The sequence below is a fragment of the Bifidobacterium sp. B4079 genome (assembly GCF_026537385.1).
GTDB lineage: Bacteria > Actinomycetota > Actinomycetes > Actinomycetales > Bifidobacteriaceae > Bombiscardovia > Bombiscardovia asteroides_I.
The window spans coordinates 398,487-420,863 of sequence record NZ_JAFNMH010000002.1; the positions used below are offsets into that span (position 1 = coordinate 398,487).

At 58.0% G+C, this 22,377-nt stretch carries 17 protein-coding genes, 1 tRNA gene and 1 pseudogene; 18 read left to right on the plus strand and 1 reads right to left on the minus strand.

Annotated elements, in window-relative coordinates; all coding sequences use genetic code 11:
* The first annotated feature begins 152 nt into the window (after positions 1 to 152).
* The 4 genes from J3T95_RS06425 to J3T95_RS06440 all read left to right on the plus strand — a co-directional run bounded on the left by J3T95_RS06425 (position 153) and on the right by J3T95_RS06440 (position 8,153).
* The gene (locus J3T95_RS06425) at positions 153 to 1,979 is read left to right on the plus strand and encodes an ABC transporter ATP-binding protein (protein WP_267450834.1); all 1,827 of its coding nucleotides are present in this window, start codon (positions 153 to 155) and stop codon (positions 1,977 to 1,979) included.
* Entirely contained in the window at positions 1,972 to 3,984 is a 2,013-nt protein-coding gene (locus tag J3T95_RS06430; protein ID WP_220236253.1) for an ABC transporter ATP-binding protein, read from the plus strand. Before J3T95_RS06425 ends, J3T95_RS06430 begins: the two co-directional genes overlap by 8 nt.
* Before the next feature lie 300 nt (positions 3,985 to 4,284).
* Positions 4,285 to 5,478: a DUF5107 domain-containing protein gene (locus J3T95_RS06435; RefSeq protein ID WP_267450835.1), complete on the plus strand. Its 1,194-nt coding sequence runs from the start codon at positions 4,285 to 4,287 to the stop codon at positions 5,476 to 5,478.
* Positions 5,475 to 8,153 carry a glycoside hydrolase family 2 TIM barrel-domain containing protein gene (locus J3T95_RS06440; RefSeq protein WP_267450836.1) on the plus strand — a complete coding sequence of 893 codons (2,679 nt, stop codon included), beginning with the start codon at positions 5,475 to 5,477 and terminating at the stop codon, positions 8,151 to 8,153. The genes J3T95_RS06435 and J3T95_RS06440 overlap by 4 nt, the downstream gene beginning before the upstream one ends.
* Positions 8,154 to 8,241: 88 nt before the next feature.
* On the opposite strand, the gene gdhA is transcribed toward J3T95_RS06440, so the two are convergent.
* On the minus strand, positions 8,242 to 9,588 hold the full coding sequence (gene gdhA, locus J3T95_RS06445) for an NADP-specific glutamate dehydrogenase (RefSeq protein WP_267450837.1): 1,347 nt from the start codon (positions 9,586 to 9,588) through the stop codon (positions 8,242 to 8,244).
* A 379-nt stretch (positions 9,589 to 9,967) separates the two neighbouring features.
* Here gdhA and J3T95_RS06450 point away from each other — a divergent pair, with 379 nt between their 5' ends.
* The 14 genes and pseudogenes from J3T95_RS06450 to yicI all read left to right on the plus strand — a co-directional run bounded on the left by J3T95_RS06450 (position 9,968) and on the right by yicI (position 22,055).
* Positions 9,968 to 10,429, plus strand: coding sequence for an Hsp20/alpha crystallin family protein (locus tag J3T95_RS06450; RefSeq protein ID WP_220236249.1), 462 nt, complete (start codon positions 9,968 to 9,970; stop codon positions 10,427 to 10,429).
* A 184-nt stretch (positions 10,430 to 10,613) separates the two neighbouring features.
* Positions 10,614 to 10,832: a translation initiation factor IF-1 gene (infA, locus tag J3T95_RS06455; RefSeq protein ID WP_015022331.1), complete on the plus strand. Its 219-nt coding sequence runs from the start codon at positions 10,614 to 10,616 to the stop codon at positions 10,830 to 10,832.
* Positions 10,833 to 10,857: 25 nt separating this feature from the next.
* Positions 10,858 to 10,971 (plus strand): 50S ribosomal protein L36, encoded by a 114-nt coding sequence (rpmJ, locus tag J3T95_RS06460; RefSeq protein WP_015022330.1) that lies wholly within the window; start codon positions 10,858 to 10,860, stop codon positions 10,969 to 10,971.
* 133 nt (positions 10,972 to 11,104) lie between these two features.
* Positions 11,105 to 11,482 (plus strand): 30S ribosomal protein S13, encoded by a 378-nt coding sequence (rpsM, locus tag J3T95_RS06465; protein ID WP_015022329.1) that lies wholly within the window; start codon positions 11,105 to 11,107, stop codon positions 11,480 to 11,482.
* Between the two features lie 80 nt (positions 11,483 to 11,562).
* Complete coding sequence (gene rpsK, locus J3T95_RS06470) at positions 11,563 to 11,961, plus strand: 30S ribosomal protein S11 (RefSeq protein WP_015022328.1); 399 nt, start codon at positions 11,563 to 11,565, stop codon at positions 11,959 to 11,961.
* A gap of 75 nt (positions 11,962 to 12,036) precedes the next feature.
* Positions 12,037 to 13,032 (plus strand): DNA-directed RNA polymerase subunit alpha, encoded by a 996-nt coding sequence (locus J3T95_RS06475; RefSeq protein ID WP_015022327.1) that lies wholly within the window; start codon positions 12,037 to 12,039, stop codon positions 13,030 to 13,032.
* Positions 13,033 to 13,157: 125 nt separating this feature from the next.
* Positions 13,158 to 13,700 (plus strand): annotated as a pseudogene (rplQ, locus tag J3T95_RS06480) (50S ribosomal protein L17); the annotation flags it as partial.
* A 180-nt stretch (positions 13,701 to 13,880) separates the two neighbouring features.
* Complete coding sequence (locus tag J3T95_RS06485; protein ID WP_267450838.1) at positions 13,881 to 14,843, plus strand: tRNA pseudouridine synthase A; 963 nt, start codon at positions 13,881 to 13,883, stop codon at positions 14,841 to 14,843.
* Positions 14,844 to 14,950: 107 nt separating this feature from the next.
* Positions 14,951 to 15,036 (plus strand) — tRNA-Ser (locus tag J3T95_RS06490).
* Positions 15,037 to 15,168: 132 nt separating this feature from the next.
* A complete protein-coding gene (locus J3T95_RS06495; protein ID WP_267450839.1) occupies positions 15,169 to 16,197 on the plus strand; it encodes a LacI family DNA-binding transcriptional regulator in 1,029 nt (342 codons plus the stop codon).
* A gap of 178 nt (positions 16,198 to 16,375) precedes the next feature.
* A complete protein-coding gene (locus J3T95_RS06500; protein ID WP_267450840.1) occupies positions 16,376 to 17,689 on the plus strand; it encodes an ABC transporter substrate-binding protein in 1,314 nt (437 codons plus the stop codon).
* 173 nt (positions 17,690 to 17,862) lie between these two features.
* Entirely contained in the window at positions 17,863 to 18,771 is a 909-nt protein-coding gene (locus J3T95_RS06505) for a carbohydrate ABC transporter permease (RefSeq protein ID WP_267450841.1), read from the plus strand.
* 4 nt (positions 18,772 to 18,775) lie between these two features.
* Positions 18,776 to 19,633 (plus strand): carbohydrate ABC transporter permease, encoded by an 858-nt coding sequence (locus tag J3T95_RS06510; RefSeq protein WP_267450842.1) that lies wholly within the window; start codon positions 18,776 to 18,778, stop codon positions 19,631 to 19,633.
* Position 19,634: 1 nt separating this feature from the next.
* On the plus strand, positions 19,635 to 22,055 hold the full coding sequence (gene yicI / locus J3T95_RS06515; RefSeq protein WP_267450843.1) for an alpha-xylosidase: 2,421 nt from the start codon (positions 19,635 to 19,637) through the stop codon (positions 22,053 to 22,055).
* The last annotated feature ends 322 nt before the right edge of the window (positions 22,056 to 22,377 follow it).

Below are 22,377 nucleotides of genomic sequence, written 5' to 3' on the forward strand. Positions count from 1 at the left end.
TTTTGTAGAGGGCGGAAATCCGAGCGCGTCCGCCCAAGCCTGGCGGACAGGATGATAGCCTAGGTGCATTCGGACTCTCTTTCGAGGGTCTTGCATGTCGGTGATTGGCCGTAAAAGATAGAGAAACCAGTACAGAAACAGAAGAGGTCCATTTGAAGGGGTCTAGGGCATCCGTGGTCAGATCGGATAAACAGGAACCAGCGCGTCCGCGGCACACCATCCGAACCATCCTGCGCTCCCTGCGGGAATACCGAAAGGCCAGCTTTCTGGCTCCGGCTTTCGTCTTTCTTGAAAGCCTTCTAGAGATTGTGATTCCGACCATCATGGCCTCCCTGATCGACCAAGGCGTTTCGGGGAGGTCCATGCCGGCCATCTTCAAATTCGGGCTGATCCTGCTGGCTTGTTCGGCCGTCTCCCTGTTCTCCGGGTTCATGTCCGGACGGTATGCGGCCATCGCGTCTTCCGGCCTGGCCAAGAATGTCCGCAGTGATCTGTTCGCCAAAGTGCAGTCCTTCAGCTTCACAAACATCGACCGTTTCTCCACCGGATCCATCATTACCAGGCTTACCACCGATGTGACCAATCTGCAGAACGCCTATCAGATGGTCATCAGGGTCGGGGTCAGGGCGCCGATCATGGTCATCGTGGCCTGGCTCTTTTCTTATAAGATCTCCAGGCCCATATCGCTGGTCTTCCTGATCGCCATTCCCATCCTGGGCTTCGGGCTGATAGGCCTGTCCCTGCTGGTTCACCCCATTTTTGAGCGGGTCTTCCACACCTACGACCACCTCAACAACGTCGTGGACGAGAATCTTCAGGGCATCAGGGTTGTCAAGTCCTACAACCGGGAGGACTACGAGGAGCGTAAATTCAACCGTATTTCTTTGGCTATCTACCGTGCCTTCTGCAAGGCCGAGCGGATTATGAGCTTGAATCCGGCGTTGTTGAACTTCTGTATCTACGCTTCTATGCTGGTTATATCCTGGATGGGCGCCTCCCAGATTGTGGCCTCCGGGAACAATGCCGCTCTGGGGCTGACCACGGGCGATCTGACCGCCTTGGTCACCTATGCTATTCAGATCATGATGGCCATGAACATGGTCTCTATGATCGTGGTCATGGTCGTCATCTCCCAGGCCTCGGCCGAGCGCATCTGCCAGGTACTGAAGGAGGTCAGCACCGTGCACGATCCCGCCAAGCCGGTCATGAGGGTGGCCGACGGGTCCATCAGCTTCCAGGATGTGACCTTCCGCTACTCGGGCCGGTCCGAACGTCCCGTTTTGAGCCACATCAACCTGGACGTTCCTTCGGGTTCCACCCTGGGCATCGTGGGCGGGACTGGCTCCTCCAAATCCAGCCTGGTCCAGCTCATTCCCCGTCTCTACGACGTGACCGAAGGGTCCCTCCAGGTGGGCGGAGTGGATGTGCGTCAGTACGATCTGACCGTCCTGCGCGACCATGTGGCCATGGTGTTGCAGAAGAACGTCCTCTTCACCGGGACCATCGCCGAAAACCTGCGCTGGGGCAACCCTGAGGCCACGGACGAAGAGCTGGTGCGCGCCTGCACCCTGGCCCAGGCTGACGGTTTCGTGCGGGAGTTTCCCGATGGGTATCAGACCTACCTGGACGAGGGCGGCACCAACCTCTCCGGCGGCCAGCGACAACGTCTGTGCATAGCACGGGCCCTTCTGAAGAAGCCTGACATCCTGATTCTGGATGACTCAACCAGCGCTGTGGACACCAAAACCGACCAGCTGATCCGCCGCGCCTTCAGTCAAGAAATTCCCGATACCACCAAGATCATCATCTCCCAGCGCCTGGCCTCTGTGGAGGACGCCGACATGATCATGGTTTTGGAAGAGGGCAGGATTCTCGACAAGGGCACCCACCAAGAGCTCCTGCGAACATGTCAGGAGTATCGGTCTATTTACGAATCACAGACCAGGAATCGGAGCGAGGAGGACGAGGACCATGAGTGACGGATCATTCAAGGACCGCAAGCCCCGCCTGGACAAGGCCGCGCCGGGAACAACCCGTCGCATCCTGAGCTACTTGTTGGCCTACCGCTGGCAGCTGGCGGTGATCGTGGTCTGCATCATCATCAGCGCCGGGGCCCAGGCGGCGTCGGCCTTCTTCCTCCAGCCGCTGATCGACCACTACATCCTGCCGCTGGTCGGGGCCGCCGACCCTGACTGGGGACCGCTGATGAGGACCCTGATCCTGATGGGCTGCCTCTATGCGGTCGGGACCTTCTGCTCCTGGTTCTGGAACTGGCTGATCGTCAAGGTGGAGCAGGGCACCCTGAAGACCATTCGCGACCAGATGTTCGCCCACCAGCAGGAGCTGCCCATCGGCTTCTTCGACACCCATGAGCACGGCGACACCATGAGCCGCTACACCAACGACACAGATACCCTCCGTCAGGCCATCTCCCAGTCCTTTCCGCAGATGGTCTCCTCGGTCCTGTCCGCCCTGGCGGCCCTGATCTCCATGCTTTGGCTCTCCATCCCTTTCACCGTCCTGACCCTGGTTTTCGCGGCGGTCCTGATTGTGGTGGTCAGGGTTCTGGTCACTCGAAGCGGTCGGTACTTCGTTCACCAGCAGCGCTATCTGGGCCGGGTGAACGCCTTCGTTGAAGAGGCCGTCAACGGGCAGAAGGTCATCAAGGTCTTCAACCACGAGGATGCCACCGCTGAGGTTTTCGAGGAGAGGAACGAGGAGCTCTTCCAGGCCTCGGCCCAGGCCAACACCTATGGCAACGTCACCATGCCGGTCGTGGGCAACATGGGCTACTTGCTCTATGTCATCCTGGCCATCGTCGGCGGGCTGGCCGGTATCGCAGGGATGGGCAATGCAGGACTGACCGGGGCAGGGCCGCTGACCCTGGGAACCATCGTCTCCCTCCTGACCCTTTCCCGCTCCTTCATCAACCCCATCGGCCAGGTCTCCATGCAGTTCAACATGGTCATGATGGCCCTGGCAGGCGCTTCCAGGATCTTCGACCTGATGGACCAGCCTGTCGAGTCCGACCAAGGCACGGTCAGATTGGTCAGCGTCGAACTGGGCTCGGACGGCCGGACCATGACCCCCGTCGACCATGAAACAGGGCACTGGGCCTGGAAGCGTGAGGCCGATGACGACGGCCGGCGCTCGCTGGAGGCCGCCATGAAGCTTCCAGGCGATGCCCGGGACGTGGCCCTGAAGGCCAAGGATCAGGCCATCACGTCCCCTGATGGGCGATACACCCTTCTCCAGGGGGATGTGCGATTCACTGATGTCAGCTTCGGGTACGACCCGAGCAAGCCTGTCCTGCATGACATCACCTGGTTCGCCAAGCCCGGGCAGAAGGTGGCGCTGGTTGGCGCCACCGGTGCTGGCAAGACCACGATCACCAATCTGATCAACCGTTTCTACGAAATCCAGCAGGGCCAGATCCTCTATGACGGGATCGATGTGAGGAACATCCGCAAGCCTGACCTCCGTCGCTCCCTGGGCATCGTCCTTCAGGATGTCAACCTCTTTACGGGCACCGTCTTGGACAACATACGCTATGGGCGCCTGGATGCCACGGACGAGGAGTGCATCGAAGCTGCCAGGATGACCAACGCCGACAGCTTCATCCGTATGCTTCCCCAGGGTTATCAGACCGTTCTTGAGGGAGACGGAAGCGGACTGTCTCAGGGTCAGCGCCAGCTGATTTCCATTGCCAGGGCGGCGGTGGAGGATCCTCCGGCCATGATCCTGGACGAAGCCACTTCCTCAATCGATACCAGGACCGAGGAGGTGGTTCAGCAGGGCATGGACGCGCTGATGCGCGGCCGGACAGTCTTCGTCATCGCCCATAGGCTCTCCACGGTTCGCAACTCCGATGTAATTATGGTCTTGGACCACGGGCGAATCATCGAGCGCGGCAATCACGATGAGCTGATAGCCAGGCACGGCGAGTACTACCAGCTTTACACTGGGGCCCTGGAATTGGAGTAGGGCTCTCCGGGATTGCCGAAGCCGGGGGAAGATGCCGAAAGGCATGAACCGGCATTAGGCGAACGCCAGCATAGGGGGTCGGTCCTTGATGGGCCGACTCCCTTTCATGTGTATGCATCCCCCCCCCCCCACCCATTTTCAGAAGTCGCCCCGAGCTCGACAAGTACTGGGAAGTCATTATGACCTAGTAGCAATTTGTTAATATCTTTAAACAATTTGTGCAGTTCTGAGGGCTGATTCCGACTATAGACTGAGAGCAGATATATACAGTTTTGCTGAGCCGACAAGGGGCTGATGACCATGGGTGTCACAGTGAAAGTCACAGAGCTTACGATTTCGACCAATGGGGTAGGAAAACCGGATAAAAATCCGCAATTTATTGAAAATCGAGTCTACCAGGGCTCTTCGGGACGCGTCTATCCCTACGTGGTCATCGAGACCATCTCGGATGAATGCAAGGATCAAGACTACAAGTCGGTCATCCTGAAGAGCCAATATCTTGAGGTGACCGTCCCGCCTGAGCCGGGCGGTCAGTATGCCAGGGACAAGACCGGCGACTATGACTTCGTCTACCGCAACCGGGTCATCAAGCCTGCCCTGGTAGGCCTGACCGGCCTTTGGATTTCCAGCGGCATTGAGTTCGACTGGCCGCAACACCACCGACCCAGCACTTTCCTTTCGGTGGACTGCACGTTCAAGGGCCTACCGGACGGTGGCAAGGCGGTGGTCTGCCATGATGCCGTCGGCCTCTACGTGGAGCTGATGACCGGGGTCTTCACCGAAAACCAGCCTGGCTTCACCTGGCTCAAGCCCTGCAAACAGGTGGGGCTGGTCAGGAACGTCAGCGCGGATACGGCCCTAAGCCTGGAAGTTGGGCCCGAGCAGATCTTCGGAGCTGCTGGCGAGCATGAAGGGATCGAGGCCCAGGGGTTGAAGGCCGGGCAAGGGCGAGTCACCGTCTACGCTACTCGGGTTCAAGAAAACGCACGTGTCCAGCTCGTTGCAGACGATGGATCCATCCCTTACCAGTGGCAGGGCGCCGATCGGTCGGAGCGTTTCGCCGCCAACGAGGAACTGCTGCTGACCGGTCTGCGTCTGGAACATTACCGCTATGCCACTTACCGGCCTGACCCCTACTACCTGGAGAGGCTCAAGCGTGACCCGGGCGATGCGTGCATCAGCAACGCCTGCGGCCGACTTCTGCTTCGATGCGGCGACTTCGCCGCAGGCGAGCAGCACTTGGACGACCATGTGGGAACGGGTTGCTTTGCAGTCTTCCTGCCCGACCTCTTGACTTTCGATGCGGGCTATGCCCGCATGAATCGGGTCCGTTGCCTCTATCTGATGGCCCTGGCACGCATCGGCACAGGGCGGATCAACCAGGTTCGGGAGTACCTGAAGCAGGTGCTGGAACTGGATGCCGGCCATATTCAGACCGGGCTGTTTACTGATGAATTGGACCACAGGGCAATTCTCATCGGGAGGAAGGCATGACCAAGATTGCATTGGTTGGAGCCTGGCAGGTTCAGTCCCCGCCTGAGTTGCAGGGAACCGTTCTGTTGCCAGGCACGCTTGACACCAACGGACTCGGACATGATGATCAGGAGCTGTCTGCTGACTATGGCAGCGGCAAGCCCGACCCCATTGGCTCTCGGCTGACCAGGCGGCACACCTTCGAGGGGACAGTCAAGCTGTCCCGACAGATTCGATGGACCCCGCAGCCGGAGCGGAGGGTCTTCTTCGAGGTGGAGCGCGCTCGCCGCCTGGAGGTCAGGGTCGGTGAACGCCTGGCTGAGCCATCTCGCCCTCAGACCTTGAATACTCCGCAGGTCTTCGAGCTGACTGGGCTGCTGACGGGCGATGACCTGCTGCAGGTGGATTCCGACAACGCCTACCAAGGCATGCCCCGCGACGCCATCCTGGATTCCTCGACCGCCACCGACCACACCCAGACCAACTGGAACGGGCTTCTGGGCAATATCGGCCTGCGTGTGGAGGAGGACACCTTTGTAGATGGCGTTCGTGCCTATCCCCATGGCGATGTGCTGACAGTAGAGGCCGATGTGGACTCGCGCCAAGGATTCCATGGTCGCTTGAGGCTTTCTTCCGATGCGCTGGCCCAGCCTCTGGAGGTCGCCGCAAACCTGGAACCTGGACGGCGAACACTGACCTGGTCCGATCTGCAGCTTGACGCCCAGGCGGATCGCTGGGACGAATACCAGGGGTGTCTGCATAGCATGACAATCGAGCTCCTGCCGCCGGACGGATCCAGGGTGATATCGCGGGTCAGCACGGACTTCGGCATCCGTGACTTCGCAGCCGATGGGCAGGGGAGACTGGCTTTGAATGGCAGAGCCTTCTTCCTGCGTGGCGAGGCCAATTGCGCCGAGTTTCCGCAGACCGGCTTCCCGCCCATGGACGTGGGCTCCTGGATTCGTATTCTGGAGACCTATCGGTCATACGGAGTGAATGTGGTCCGCTTCCACTCGCACTGCCCGCCCGAGGCAGCCTTTATCGCGGCGGACCGGATGGGGATGATGATGCAGCCCGAGCTCTCCCACTGGGACCACTATCATGCCTTTCAGGAGGATACCAGTTATCGCTACTATCGCACCGAACTGGAGCAGACACTGCTCTTCCTGGCCAACCACCCCTCCTTCGTCATGCTTACCCTGGGCAACGAGCTGTCTGCGGATGAGACCGGCCACCAGCGCATGGCTCAGCTTATCAAGGATGCCCGGAGCATTGACGGCACCCGGCTCTATGCCAATTCCTCCAACCCGCACTATGGTCAGCTGGGCAGCGACGACTGCAACGAGGTCTATACCTCCGAGTCCTACAAGGGCCATGACCTGCGCTGCTGCTTCGTCAACATGCGTGGGTCCACCAACGCGGTTCATCCGGGCACTGCCCACAATTTCGAGGACTCCATGCAGGCAGTCCGCAAAGAGTGCACGGTGCCGGTCTATGGATTCGAGGTAGGGCAGTATGAGGTGCTGCCCGACTTCCGTGAGATTGAAGAGTTCACCGGAGTCACCCGTCCTGACAATTACGCAATGATCGGTGACAGGGTCCGTGAATCGGGCCTGGACCAGCGCACCTGGCTGGATTGGGTGGCCGCTACAGGCGAGTTGTCACGGATCTGCTACCGGGAGGAGGTGGAGTCCGTTCTGCGGACCCCCTCCATGTCGGGGCTTTCGCTGCTGGGTCTTCAGGACTTTCCTGGACAGGGTACGGCTCTGGTGGGCATGATGGACGCCCATCTGCAACCCAAGCGCTTTCCCTTCGCCCGCCCTGAGCGTTTTCGGTCCTTCTTCACCGACCAGTTGCCGCTGGCCGTCATGGACCGCTATGCCTATACCAGTCGGGAGAAGCTCTCAGGGACGGTCAAGGTGGCCAACTACGGCCGACGCACGCTGCGGGGTGATCTGCATCTGCGGTTGCAGGGCCAGGGGGTTGATCTGGAACATGTCTTTTGTCAGGTCACCTGCCTGATGGGCAAGCTAACTGATTTAGGAACCTTCGAACTGCCTCTGGACGGCATTCATGGTAACCAGCGCTGCCGTCTGAGTCTGGAGATCGACGGTGTGACCAACGTCTATCCGGTCTGGGTCTACCAGGACAGCCAGTCTGACCAGCCCGACGGTCTGTACCAGACCAGAAGGTTCGACCAGCAGGCACGTCGGGTCCTGGACCAGGGTGGCACGGTCTATCTGAGTCCCGACTCCACAGCCCAGTCCCTGCCCAGATCCGTTCAGGCCCACTTCTCCACGGACTTCTGGTCAGTGGGTACATTCAAGGACCAGAGCGGCACCATGGGGCAGTACATTCAGGCTGACCACCCTGTTTTCTCCGATTTCCCGACTGACTCGCACACTGACTGGCAGTGGTGGCCCATGGCCTCCCAGCGGGCCATCATCCTGCCCGAACGCTATCAGTCCATTGTCACTGAGATGGACAGCTACGCCTATCTGCGACCCATGACGCAGCTGCTGGAATGCCGTTGCGGGAGGGGGCGGCTTCTGCTCTCCTCCATGGGCCTGCAGAATCTGAACGAATATCCGGAGGCTCGGGCCCTGCAGGCGAGCATATACCGGTATCTGGGCTCCAAGGACTTCGACCCGCGCCAGAGGATCGATCCCGAGGTCATCGACCAGCTGGTCGCATGAGTTTATCAGTCCACTGAGCACAATAGGGGGTCCGACCCGCAATTTCTGCAAATCGGACCCCCTCTGTTCAGATGGGCTAAGTCCTAGCTCATAGGATGCCCTGGGCCACCATGGCATCGGCCACCTTGGCGAAGCCGGCCACGTTGGCGCCCAGCATCAGGTCGCCCTCATGCCCGTATTCCTTGGATGCCTGGTAAGACTTCTGGAAGATTCCAGTCATAATGTCCTTCAGGCGCTGGTCCACCTCATCGAAGGTCCACTGCAGGCGAAGCGAGTTCTGGCTCATCTCCAGACCGGAGACTGCCACGCCGCCGGCATTGGCGGCCTTGGCGGGCCCGTAGAGCGCCTTGTTATCCTGGTAGACCTGGATGGCCTCGGGGGTGGAGGGCATGTTGGCGCCCTCGCAGATCACGGTGCATCCGTTGGCGATCAGGGTCTTTGCGGATTCCTCGTCGATTTCGTTCTGCGTGGCGCAGGGCAGGGCTATGTCGCAGTGTACAGTCCAGACACCCTTGCAGCCCTCGTGGTACTCAGCGGAATCAACTCGGTCCGCATACTCGCGAATTCGGCCGCGGTGACCCAGCTTGATGTCCTTGACGACGTCGAGGTCAATCCCGTTGGGATCGTAGACGTATCCGTTGGAGTCGGATGCCGTTACCACCTTGGCGCCCAGTTGTTGGGCCTTTTCGGTGGCGAAGATGGCCACGTTGCCCGAACCGGAGATAACGACGGTCTTGCCCTGGAAGGAATCCTTGCGCAGCGTCTGCAGGGCTTCCTGGGTGTAGTAGCACAGGCCGTAGCCTGTGGCCTCGGTCCTGGCCAGGGAGCCGCCGAAGGTCATGTCCTTGCCGGTCAGAACACCCGAGTACTCATCGCGCACTCTCTTGTACTGGCCGAACAGGTAACCGATTTCGCGGGACCCTACGTTGATGTCGCCGGCGGGCACGTCGGTGAATTGTCCGATGTGGCGCTGCAGCTCAGTCATGAAGGCCTGGCAGAAGCGCATGACCTCGGCATCCGAGCGGCCCTTGGGGTCGAAGTCGGATCCTCCCTTGGCGCCGCCCATGGGCAGTCCAGTCAGCGAATTCTTCAGAATCTGCTCGAAGCCCAGGAATTTGATGACCGACTCGGTCACGGTCGGGTGGAAGCGCAGGCCGCCCTTGTAGGGGCCGATCGCCGAATTGAATTGGATCCGGTAGCCGCGGTTGACTTGGACATGGCCTTGGTCATCGGTCCATGCCACACGGAACTTGATTGCACGCTCGGGCTCAACCAAGCGCTCCAGCACGCCGTTGGCCTCATACTCGGGATGCCGCTCCACCACGGGCTCCAGGCTGGAGAAAACTTCACGCACAGCCTGCAGGAATTCCGGCTGGTCGCCGTCACGCTTCTCGACCTGCTGGTATACGCGCTTGATGTATTCGTTGGTGAGCATCTGAGCTCCTTTGACTAGGAATGGCCGGTCCGTCCGGTCCGCGTACGATTGGGTCCGCCCTCAAGAGCCTACGGGGGCTGGCGGAATCTCATTTTATGTTAAATGTTTCAAAGTCGTGTCACAAGAATTTTGGCCACTAATGTCTGATATGTGGTCATTCAAAGCCGAAGAGTGAGAGAGCAAAGACAAAACAAAGCTTTTGTCAAAGTTGAGTTACTAAGACTCAACTTTTATTCTTTGGGTGAACATTGGGCATGGAACCAAGGGTCCGCAGTTTGGACAAAGTGAAGGGCAGGGAGCCCGGGAGGACAAGTTAGGATGTCCGCCTGGGGTTCCGGTCCGCAAAAACTATTGACTTAGAGAATCAGGAGATGCGATTATGGCTATGTTTCCCGCATTGATGAACAATTCGATTTTCGGCGATTTCTTCGACGATCCCTTCTTCAACAACTGGCGCGACGGGCGTCGGCAGGGACAGGGCGCAAAGAACGCACTGAACAGCCCCTTGATGAGCACGGATGTGCGTGAGAAGGATGGACAGTACCAGCTTTCCATCGACATGCCCGGCTTCGACAAGAAGGACATCGGCCTGCGGCTGGAAGATGGCTACCTGATTGTCTCTGCCCAGAAGAACGGTGATCAGGGCGACAAGGACGACCAGGGACGGTGGATTCGGCGTGAGCGCTACACCGGGTCCTGCTCCCGTAGCTTCTACGTGGGCGACAAGGTTCGCCAGGAGGACATCCATGCCCACTATGCCAACGGCACTCTGGAGGTGACCCTGCCCAAGACTAGCATCGAGCCGGCTGACAACACGCAGAACATCGCTATTGAGGACTGAGGAATTCCGGTCCTTATCGGACCGCCTGAACGACTGCTATACTGATTGAGCGACAGCCGTTCAGACGGCCCTTTTGTCGTGTCAACACGCTATTGCCCAGTTTTGGGTCCATCAATGCTATACTTATCATTTGGCGTGTCTTTCGGCGCGCTGTGTAACCAGCCGAGGATCGGATAGAAGGCTTATGGCAAAAGATGGTGTGATCGAGGTGGAAGGGCGTGTGGTTGAGGCCCTGCCGAATGCGATGTTCCGCGTCGAGCTCGAGAACAAGCACCTGGTGCTGGCCACCATTTCCGGCAAGATGCGCAAGAACTACATCCGCATTCTGCCCCAGGATCGGGTGGTGCTCGAAATGAGCCCCTATGATCTGAACCGCGGACGGATTACGTACCGGTACAAGTAACAAGGTACACAAGCAAAGGAAAACCATGAAGGTCAGCCCTAGTGTGAAGAGAATCTGCGAGAACTGCCGCGTGATTCGTCGTCACGGCCGCGTCATGGTGATCTGCAAAAACCCACGCCACAAGCAGCGCCAGGGCTGAGCGGATTCCCAGCGGCAACGAACACCAAAGGCGCTGAGTCACAGCCGATAGGCTGAACCCCGGGTGCGCAGGCCCGGGCCGGGAGACCGGAAGACTCGGTGCACGACCTGCGTAGAGCAAAAAAGGAATCGCAATGGCACGTCTTGCCGGAGTCGACATCCCCAACGAGAAGCGCATAGAGATAGCCCTCACCTACATCTTCGGTGTGGGGCGTACTCGCGCCAAGGAAACACTTGCCGCGACCGGAGTGAATCCGGACACCCGCGTCAAGGATCTCACGGACGAGCAGCTCATTACGCTGCGTGATTACCTCGAGGGAAACTACAAGATCGAGGGTGATCTGCGTCGTGAGATCGACGCTGATATTCGCCGTAAGATCCAGATCAATTGCTATCAGGGCCAGCGCCACCGCCGGGGCCTGCCTGTGCGCGGTCAGCGGACCAAGACCAACGCCCGCACCCGCAAGGGACCCAAGCGCACCGTCGCCGGAAAGAAGAAGGCGACCAAGTAAGGCCGTATGCGAAGCAGGGATGAGGGTCCCCGATGGTTCGCACTAGCAATCAGTTATTCGTGACAAGGAAACGAGGATCAATGGCAGCAGCAAAGCAGGCCGCGCGCAAGCCTCGTCGTCGGGATCGCAAGTCGGTTCCGGTCGGGCAGGCGCATATCAAGTCAACATTCAACAACACCATCATCTCCATCACCGATCCTTCCGGTGCTGTAGTAGCCTGGGCTTCTGGCGGCGATGTAGGCTTCAAGGGCTCCCGCAAGTCTACTCCTTACGCAGCAGGCATGGCCGCCGAATCCGCAGCCCGCAAGGCTATGGAGCACGGGGTCAAAAAGGTGGATGTCTTCGTCAAGGGCCCGGGCTCGGGCCGTGAGACCGCCATCCGTTCCCTGCAGTCCGCAGGCCTGGAGGTCGGTTCCATCTCCGATGTGACCCCACAGGCACACAATGGCGTTCGTCCTCCCAAGCGCCGTCGCGTCTGAGCACTAGAAAACCCATGAATCCACCCGCGAAGACTGGTGAGTGCACCACCGGTCGGAGCTGAAAGGATAGCAACAGTGCTTATTGCACAGCGTCCGACTCTTACTGAAGAAGTCGTCAATGCCCAGCGCTCCCGTTTCACTATCGAGCCGTTGGAGCCGGGATTTGGGTACACCTTGGGCAACTCCCTGCGTCGTACCCTGCTGAGCTCCATACCCGGTGCGGCTGTGACCTCGGTCCGCATCTCGGGTGCCCTGCACGAGTTCACCACGTTGCCAGGTGTGGAGGAGGACGTCACTGAGATCCTGCTCAACATCAAAGGAATCGTGCTGACCAGCGAGTACGACGAGCCCGTGGTCATGTATTTGCGCAAGAGCGGCAAGGGCGAGGCCACCGCCGGGGACATCACCCCGCCGGCCGGCGTCACCGTGGCCAATCCTGATCTGCATATCGCGACCCTGGCTGAGGATGGCGAGCTGGAGATCGAGTTCACGGTGGAGCGCGGGCGTGGATACGTCCAGGCCCAGCTCAACAAGCAGGACAACGATGAGATTGGCCGCATCCCGGTCGATTCCATATACTCTCCTGTGCTCAAGGTCAGCTACAAGGTCGAGGCCACCCGTGTCGAACAGCGCACGGATTTCGACAAGCTGATCCTGGATGTGGAGACCAAGCCTGCCATTTCGCCGCGTGACGCGGTGGCATCCGCTGGGTCGACCCTGGTCGAGCTCTTCGGCCTCTGCCGTGAACTCAACACCCAGGCTGAGGGCGTGGAGGTCGGACCCGAGCCTGTGGTGGAAGAGGCCGATCCGCAGATGTCCGTGCCGATTGAGGATCTGAACCTGACGCAGCGTTCCTACAACTGCCTCAAGCGCGAAGGAATCCACACCATCGGTGAGCTGGTCTCGCATACTGAGCAGGATCTGCTGGACATCCGCAACTTCGGCATGAAGTCCATCGACGAGGTCAAGGAGAAGCTTGAGGGCATGGGGCTGTCGTTGAAGGCCTCCCCGCTGGGCTTCGACACTAATAATCTCGAGGGAGGCACCTTCTTCTCGCCTGACGACGAGTGAAGGATCGCAGCCTTCGTATGAGCAGGCGAGGGGAAGGGTTCCGTCGCCTGCTGACAGCAATTCCGGGAAGTCGGATGTTCGGGCGTATGCCCACCTGTCCTCCCGGGCCGTAAGGAGATAATCCAATGCCAAAACCTAGCAAGGGCCCACGTCTGGCCTCTAGTCCGGCGCACGAGCGGCTTATGCTGGCGAACATGGCCACCAGCCTCTTCGCCAACGGCCGTATCACGACCACCCTGCCCAAGGCCAAGCGTCTGCGTCCGCTGGCTGAGCGGCTGATCACCTTCGCCAAGCGCGGGGATCTGCCCGCCCGTCGCCGCGTCATGCGCGTCATTCGCGATAAGTCTGTGGTCCATAGCCTGTTCACGCAGATTGCCGAGCAGATGCAGCAGCGTGAGGGTGGTTACACCCGCATTACTAAGATCGCGCCCCGCCGAGGAGACAACTCCCCGCAGGCTGTGATCGAGCTGGTCACCGAGCCCCTGTCGGCCAAGAAGGCCGTTGTCAAGGAGGCTGAGTCCGCAGCCAAGGTGGCTGCCAAGGACGACAATGCCGAGGTGGCAGCAGCCACTGATGCCGCCGTCGCCGAAGGCGCTGCCAAGGATGCGGTCGACCAGGCCGTCGAGGCCAACGAGTCCGATCAGGACGTGGCTCAGGCTGACCAGGCCGCCGAGGATCTGGAGCAGACCGCTAACAAGGCAGATCAGGCGGAAGCTCAGGCTGAGGAAGATGCCGACGTGGCTGAGGATGCCGAGAAGGCCGCCGAGTAATCGGTCTTTGCATCTGATGACGGGGTCGGGGAGCGTGGCTCTCTGGCCTCGTTTGTCATTGGTGCCGGGGAGGTCGTGATGGAAGATCGGGAAGGGGAGATGTCCCTTGTCAGACTGCGCATGGACCTGGCCTACGACGGCGGCGGCTTCCATGGCTGGGCCCGGCAGCCTGGGCTGCGCACGGTCCAGGGCTGCATCGAGCATGCCCTGTCTCTGATCACTGGAGCCCGCAGATCGAATGGTGAGGTTTCCCATAGCCAAGACGTCTGGGAACCAAGGCTGGTTGTGGCTGGTAGGACCGACACTGGGGTCCACGCATCTCACCAGGTGGCACACCTGGACGTTCCCGACGCTGTGCTTGAATCCTGTAAGGGGCATATGGGGGTCGATGGTGCTTCGGCCTTGGAACGCCGTCTTCGGCACCTGTTGCCGGCTGACATTGCTCTACTTGGACTCAGAGCCGCTCCCACAGGCTTCGATGCCCGCTTCTCCGCCCTGGAACGCACCTATGTCTATCGGGTCAGCCAGGGGGGTCAGCCAGAGGATCCGCGCATGCGGGGCTATGTGCTGAACCTGGAGGGAAGCCTGGATCTGCAGGCTATGAATGAGGCTGCAGCGAAGTGCATCGGCCTGCATGACTTCGGCTCCTTCGCCCGGCCAAACCCCGGCGGCACGACTATACGCAAGGTCCTGGCCGCGCATTGGGAACTGGTCCCGGCCGTGAATCTGTTAGAAGTTGCTCCGGGGCAGAGTGCCGTAGGATATATTCCGTCCTTCATGGAGTCTGGGATTACCGTCTTTCGGATTGTTGCCGATGCATTTGCCCATAACATGGTCCGCTCACTGGTCGCGGCCTGCATTCAGGTGGGTCGGGGACGCCGGTCCGTGCAATGGTTTGCCGACAAGGTGGCCTACCCCCTGCGCGAAGGTTCCACCGGTCCCATAGATGCTCGAGGTCTGACCCTGGAACATGTGGCCTACCCGCCTGATGCCCGGCTTGCTGAACGGGCGCAGGCCATCCGAGCCCGCCGTACACTTTGACGTCAGGGTTGTTTTTGTGCCGGTTGACTGCGCCACGCCGTTTGCCAGGTAGGGACTCTGTGGCATAATAGAAAAGTTGTTGTTCGGCAGTGTCGGGCAACGACCATGGTTGAGTGTCCGAGCGGTCTAAGGAGCACGCCTCGAAAGCGTGTGAGGGCAACTCCCTCCGCGAGTTCGAATCTCGCCTCAACCGCCCCATTGGTCCCGGCCCGACGGCCGGGACCTTTTTCATATACTTTCTGGTGAGGGCATGCGCTTGAGCCCTGGAGTGCAAGACCGAATCTTAAGATAGGGCATCTTATGCCTTCCTGCTAAAGGAGGTCCTTTGGCCGGTATCAAGGATGTTGCCGCTTTGGCGGGAATTTCCATAAGTACTGTTTCCTATGTATTCTCGGGCAAGCGACCTGTAAGCGATGCGACAAAGATCAGGGTTCTCAAGGCAGCCCAGCAATTGGATTATCATCCAGGATCAGGAGCCGCTATGCTCCGAAGGGAGCGCAGAACACATCTGATCGTGTTGAGCTCGCCCATGCATCCTTATACCGACTATTCGAACTATGCTACCTTTTTCTTTGCCGTGGTCGCCAGGGCTAGACACTACCACTACAACGTGGTGCTTTTAATGGATAAAGATGACACGGACGAACTCCTGCGAATGTCATACAGCGGAATGATCGATGGCGTTCTTCTGTTGGATGTGACCATGGAGGATCCGCGTGTAGCCCAGGCTCATACCTCCCTAGTGCCCTATGTCTCTATCGGCTATGCCAGGAATCCAGCCAATCTGATTTCCGTTGACGTTGATTTTCATGCCATGGGCCGACGCGCTGTCGATGAGCTTTATCGGATGGGCCATCGACATCTGCTCATGGTGGGGGCCAACAGTCAGTCCTATGAGAAAGGATCCAACTTTCTGGTTCGGACCAAAAAGGCTGCCATAGACAGGGCCCGGGTGCTGGGTATGAAGATGACTTTTCTATGCTCCATCGGTGACGATGCCAGGCATGTCGGTCAATTGATTGGCCGGGCTTTTCAGCTGGATCCCGAGATTACGGCAATCATGGCCCAGACCAGCATCAGTCACATGAACAACATCATCGTTGCTCTTTCAAAACAGGGCCTTTCGATTCCAAAGGATATTTCCATGCTGGCGTTAAGCACTTTTGGCAATGCCTCTGTTCTTGAACGTCCTCTTGATGAGATTCCCATGAGGCCACATGAAACATGCTCTCGCGGGGTGGACATGCTGATGGAGTGTTTGGAAGGCGTGGGGGAAAAGCCGGGGACAGTGGAGCTGATTCATTCCGACTATAAGCGCAGGGGATCTGTTGGCCCGGTCCGGCTGCATAGCTGAGAACTGCAAGCTGTGATTCTTCGTGCACTGTCGCACAAGGCTGATACCAGCTGTCATCTAGCGCCATAGGTTATCGAAAAACGTCGAAATACTATGCCAAGTATAGTCAAATCATTAAATTAAGAATGGTTGTCCAGTAAAGAGACAGTCAAGCGATGAAGCTAGGAAAAGAGGAGTGATGAAGTTTCCCCGGAAAATCATGGCAGCTGTTACGGCTGTGGCAAGTCTGGCGGGCATCATGGCCTTATCCGGATGCGGCGGCAGCGACAGCGCCCAAGAGGAGCATCCCGATTCCATCAAGATCTGGTACTACGAGGAGGATAACGGCGCCCAGGGCAAGGCCTGGAAGCAGGCCATTGCTGATTTTCAGAAGAAGACCGGTATCAAGGTCAACTTCGAGAAGAAGACCTTCGAGCAAATCAGGCAAAACGCCAGCCAGATCCTCAACTCTGATGACGCCCCGGATGTAATGGAATACAACAAGGGCAATGCTACTGCAGGTTTGCTCTCAAGCCAGGGTTTGCTATCCAACCTTAACGACTATGTCAAGAAATACCACTGGAACAAGAAGATCACTGGATCTTTGGCTGTCCCGGGCCGATACGACGAAAAGGGCGTCATGGGATCCGGCGACTGGTATGGCATCACCACCTATGGCGAAGAGGTGATGATGTACTACAACAAGGACATGTTCGACAAGTACGGCATAGCCATACCAAAGACTATGCCTGAATTGGAACAGGCCATGCAAAAGTTCAAGGACAACGGTGTCACGGCCCTGTCCGAGGGTGTGGCTGAATACCCGCTCCAACATCTCTGGTGGCAATTGGTCCTTCAAAAAGCCGATCAGCGGTTAATCAACGCCTATCAGCGCTACGACGGCAAGGTGGACTGGCAAGGCCCTGCCATGACCTATGCCACTGAAACCATTAAGGACTGGGTGGACAAGGGATACATCAGCAAAGACTCGACGGGCCTGAAAGCTGAGGATGCCGGACAGAACTTCATGAAGGGGACCTACCCCATGCTGTTCTCGGGCTCTTGGTGGTTCGGCCGTTTCCAAAGCGACATTCCCAACGTCAATTGGGAGGTCGGTCTCTTCCCTGAAACCAAGAAGATCCCTGGCGGGTCCGGCAACATCTGGGTGATTCCCGAGCGTTCCAAGAAAAAGGACGCTGCTGCGAAGTTCATTGACATGACGTTGAGCAAAGAAAATCAGAACCTGATGGGAAACTCCGGCGGATTGCCCATTGCGGCTGATCCTGCCCAGATAAGCGACCCTAAGAGCAAGGAGCTGATCGCCGGTTTCAACCAGGTCATCAAGGATGATCGTCTGGGCTACTATCCGGATTGGCCGACCTCGACCTTCTATGACGAGCTCAATGCAGGCCTGCAGGAATTGGTCAACGGGACCAAGGACACCAAGGCTGTGCTTACTGAGCTTCAGGGCAAGTATGACAAAGGCGTCGAGACATCGGGTCTCAGGAAGTAGTCAAACCATAGGCCGACGGTTGCGCACTTGATCAGGCAGCCGTCGGCCTCCGCTCCGCTGCTATCTGCAGCGGACCCTGATAGACATATTTTCAGGCTGAGGAGAAACGAACAATGGGGTCTCGAAGTGCAAATCCTGCACCGATCGCTGCCAAGACCGATCAGGAACGAGGGATGTCCAGGATACCAGGCAATCCCTCCAATCGATTCTGGTGGTATCTGATACCGGGGTTACTGGTTCTTTTATGGATCATCATCGTGCCGGCAATCTGGAACATCTATCTGAGCTTCACCAACTACCGCGGGATACGGCCTCCACGGTGGACCGGCATTGACAACTGGTCGCGGCTGGTCAAGGATGCCACGTTCTGGGCCTCCTTCCGCAACTCCATATGGATGATCGTGGCCATGGTCGTCATCCCCATCCTGATCGGTCTGGTCTTGGCCTCCCTGGTCTTCGATGTGGTCCAAAAACGGTTCGGAGCCAAGACAGCGTCAACCATGCGCGCAGTTTACTACTTCCCTCAGCTCCTGCCCATCTCGGTGGCGGCTCTGGTCATGGGTTGGATATTCCGCCCCGAGAATGGCGCGCTGAATGCCATACTCAAAGGACTAGGGCTGGGACGTTTTCAGCACAACTGGCTGGGCTCGCCCGACACCGCCTTGGTATTCCTGATGATCATCATGATTTGGATTCAGCTGGGTTATCCCCTGGTCATATTCATGTCCGGACTGCAGCGTGTCGATCCTGAGCTTTACGAGGCGGCGAGTTTGGACGGGGCAAATTGGTGGCAGCGGTTCAGAGTCATCACCCTGCCAGCCATCAAGCCGGAAATCTTTGTGGTGGCTCTGACTTGCACCATTGCGGCCTTGAAGGTCTTTGCTCCGGTGTACATGCTGACCAAGGGAGGGCCTGGCGACAGCACTATCGTACCTTCTTACTATTCGTACACACAGTTCTTCCAATCTCAACAGGTCGGCTATGGCGCGGCCATATCCACGGCTCTGACCATCGTCATCATCGTGATCTCTGTCGTTTTCACCAACGTCCAGCAACGGGTCGAGCAAGAGGACGAGGAGTAGCACCATGACAGCTGTAAGCAAGATTCCCAAAGCACGGAAAAATCGGACGACAGGAGATTGGGTAATCCTGGCCTTCCTGATTGTCGGCGGACTGATCATGCTCTTTCCGTTTTTTGTTCTTCTGCTGAACGCCTTCAAAACCACGGCGGACTACAATGCCTCAGGTCCTCTTTCCTGGCCGCACGAATTCAGCGCTGTCGGACTAGTGAAATTCTGGACCAGAGTCCGATTCCCACAGAAAGTTTGGAACAGCATGTGGATTTGCACGCTGGTGGCATTCCTGGCTGTTGGACTGTCGGTACTGAACTCCTTCGCCCTGGGCATCGGCCGCGTCAAGGGCAGGCGCTGGATCGTCCTGCTGATTATGTTGGCCAATATGATGCCGCAGGAAGCCCTGCTCTATCCGCTCTATATCATGTTCAAGGCCATGGGCCTGTACAACTCGCAATGGTCGATCGTAATCATATTTACGGTCATCCAGAGCGCGTTCGGCACCTATCTTCTGTCCAGCGTCTACGGAACCTTCCCCAAGGCCATTCTGGAAGCTGCTGCCATAGATGGGGCCAGTCGGTGGAGAATTCTCAAAGACATCGTCTTCCCCATCTCCAAACCCACGCTGAATGTCATGCTGGTCTTCTTCTTCATCTGGACCTGGAATGAGTACATGATTCCCATGGCCTTCCTAATCGATAATTCCAAGCAGACGGTGCCCATCGCCATCGCGTCGTTGACTGGAGACAGGCTGATGGATGTGACCACCACCGCTGCGGCCTCGCTGATCAGCATCGTACCGACGCTGATCTTCTATCTGATCTTCCAAAGAACCCTTTCCAAGGGCATTACTACAGGAGCTGTGAAATAGCATGAAGTTCACCGATGGATATTGGCTGACTCGGCCAGGCGTCGAGGCTCTCTACGCACGTTCTCCCTATGAATTATCGGTGAGGCCAGATGGGAGGAGCATCGATGTCCTGGCTGCGACCAGGGTTGTGGCCGGCCGGGCCGACACTTTGAATCTGCCGACCTTCAGAATCCATGCCACTTCGCCTGCTGAAGGAATTATCCGGGTGCAGGCAACCCATTGGAAGGGGACCAGGACCTGTCCGGGCTTCCCTGTTCACGAACAGGATTCGAGTTCCGGATTCGTGAAGGCTAGTGCCCAAGGCGCTGGCGACGGGGAGGTCGGAGAAGATGGGGCTTCGGTGACTCTGGCTTCGAGCAATCTGAGTCTGACCATGACCAAGGGACCTGTCTTCGATATGGCTTTTGCATGTGAGGGCAAGGAGCTCACCCATGCCAGGGGCAAGTCTCTGGCAAGGTTCGCTTTGGCTCCCGACGCTGCCGTAAGTACGCAACCGGCGGGGGAGTTCGGCGTAGCGCCCACGGCCAGGGCCTATGATGAATCTCCGGTTTTCACTGCCATTCAGCTTGGACTGTCGGTCGGGGAAAGAGTCTACGGCTTTGGCGAAAGGTTTGGCCCATATCTGAAGAACGGGCAGAGTATAGACATCTGGAATGAAGATGGGGGCACAGCCAGCGAACAAGGCTACAAGGACATTCCCTTCTACATGACCAGCAAAGGTTATGGTGTTCTGGTCAACAACCGCGGACATGTCTCCTTCGAAGTGGCCACGGAGAACACGGAGACCGTGCAGTTTAGCGTGCCCGGCGAGGCTCTGGACTTCTATCTGATTGCTGGGCCGAATCCCGAACGAATCCTGGAACGATACACGGCCTTGGTGGGTTGTCCGGCCATGGTCCCTGCCTGGTCATATGGACTCTGGCTGACCACATCCTTCACCACAAAATATGACGAGAAGACCGTCACATCCATGATTGACGGCATGGCTCAGCGGCATATTCCCCTGAGCGTATTTCACTACGACTGCTATTGGATGAGGGAATTCCACTGGACCGACCTCCAATGGGATCGACGCTTCTTCCCTGATATAGAGGGGACACTGGGACGTCTCCATCGCGAGAAGGGGCTGCATGTTTGTGTCTGGATCAATCCATACATCGGGCAGGAAAGCGCCCTCTTTGATCAGGCCGCAGACAAGGGCTACTTGGTTCGCAAGCCCAACGGGGACATATGGCAGACCGATCTTTGGCAAGCTGGCATGGGGTTGGTGGATTTCACCAATCCAGACGCCTGCAAGTGGTTCAAAGAGAAAGTCAAGCATCTGCTCAAGCAAGGCGTAGATGCCATCAAGACTGATTTCGGTGAACGCATTCCTGCTGATGTGGTTTGGTCTGATGGTTCGGATCCTGCCAGCATGCATAACTGGTATACGCAACTATATAATCAGACCGTCTTCCAGGCCATCGAAGAGGTGTACGGAAAGGGGCAGGCCTGCCTGTATGCCCGATCTGCCACGGTGGGAGGCCAACAGCAACCCGTTCATTGGGGTGGTGACTGTGAGTCCACCTTCAATGGCATGGCACAGACTTTGCGGGCTGGCCTGTCGCTGGCAAGTTCCGGTTTTGGTTTCTGGAGCCACGATATCGGCGGTTTTGAAGGAGCGAGACCTGACCCTGCTGTTTATAAACGGTGGATAGCTTTCGGCCTGCTCTCCTCTCACTCCAGGCTGCACGGCTCTACCGTCTACAGAGTCCCTTGGCTCTTCGATGAGGAGGATGAGCGCAGGGGAGTAGTCAATCCCCCTGAGCAGACCGCAGTGAACGTGCTGAGAAAGTTCACCAGGTTGAAGATATCCATGATGCCGTACCTGTACCAGGTCGGACTTGGTGCACACGAGCACGGCGTCCCGGTCATGCGTTCCATGTTCATGGAGTTCCCTGACGACAAGACGGCGCTGGATTGCGACCGACAGTATATGCTGGGGCCATCGCTTTTGGTGGCGCCGGTCTTCTCGTACACGGGTGATGTGGAATACTACCTGCCCCAGGGGGTATGGACGGATTGGTTCACCGGTCGCCAGGTGGACTGCCGACAGTCCGGCCAGTGGATGCAAGAAAAGCATGGCTTCGACACGGTTCCGCTCTGGGTGCGTGATGGCACTGTTTTGGTCACTCGCCAGGGACAGGAATCGACCGAATATGCATATGGAACCGATTCCCAGGTCTCAGTTTTCCTTGCTCACGACGGAAGAGCCACTGCGACGGTAAGCGAGGAAGATGGAAGCAGCCTTGTTTTTCAGGCGGAACGCTCGGGAAGTGCAGTAACTATTACTTCCTCGGACGGGCGGGAATTCACTGGCTGCCTGGGGGTGGGCGAGTGGAAGCCTTCCTGGAACGGGCGTCTGGTTCTGTCAGCAGATTGAACAAGGACGGCCGCATCTTTTCAGCTCGATGCCGGTTTGCCGGCTGAGTCGGGTGCCTGGCATAATTAGCGATGCATTTCCGGCAAAGTTGTAGCGGTTGCCGGACATGCAATGCGACTGGCCACGCGACGTAATACCGCAGGCAGTCTGGCATGGCCACGAGCTTTGATGCTGAGCAAATAAAAGACCGTCCAATGCAGAAGGCGATATGGTGGTCAACACCAGTCGCCTCCTACATTGCACGGGTTTATACCCCCCGCGTTCCTAAGGAATGCTCCTATAGAACACGTTCTATAATATCACCACCCGAGCCTTTGACGTC